The organism is Bacillus sp. L75, assembly GCF_003676355.1.
Taxonomy (GTDB): domain Bacteria; phylum Bacillota; class Bacilli; order Bacillales; family Bacillaceae; genus Bacillus; species Bacillus velezensis.
Genome location: NZ_ML064951.1, coordinates 1 through 533, shown reverse-complemented (window position 1 = coordinate 533; position 533 = coordinate 1). Strand labels below are relative to the sequence as shown.

Here is a 533-nt window from a genome sequence, read left to right as displayed (position 1 = left end):
GACGTGACAGACAGGGCGGCGGTCATCACCCTCGTCCGCGGCATACAGGAGGAGCACGGAACACTCGACGGGATCATTCACGGCGCAGGCGTGATCGCTGACAATTACATTCTGAACCAGACAGAAAACGAACGGAAGACCGTCATGGCGCCGAAGGTGAAAGGGCTTATCAATCTTGATGAAGCAGCGAAAGATGTGCGGCTGGACTTTTTCATTCTGTTTTCTTCCTTGGCTGGAGGTATGGGAAATCCGGGGCAGGCCGGTTATGCGGCAGCCAACGCATTTATGGATGTTTATGCAGCCCGCCGGAACCGTCTCGTGCGGGACAACGAGCGGAGCGGGCAGACCCTGTCCGTCAACTGGCCGCTTTGGGAAGAAGGCGGTATGCGTGTGGACAAAGAGACCGAACGGCTGATGTACGAACAGACCGGAATGAAAGCCATGCGATCGGCCTCAGGCATCCAAGCGCTTTACGCCGCTTTTGCCTCCGGAGAACACCAGGTCATGGTGGCAGAAGGCGACGAAAAACGGAT

1 protein-coding gene is annotated in these 533 nt (G+C 56.8%); it reads left to right on the top strand.

The window, feature by feature from the left end; genetic code table 11:
* Window positions 1–533 (top strand): SDR family NAD(P)-dependent oxidoreductase (locus D5S11_RS19710; RefSeq protein ID WP_128424648.1); only part of this gene is annotated, 533 nt, incomplete at both ends.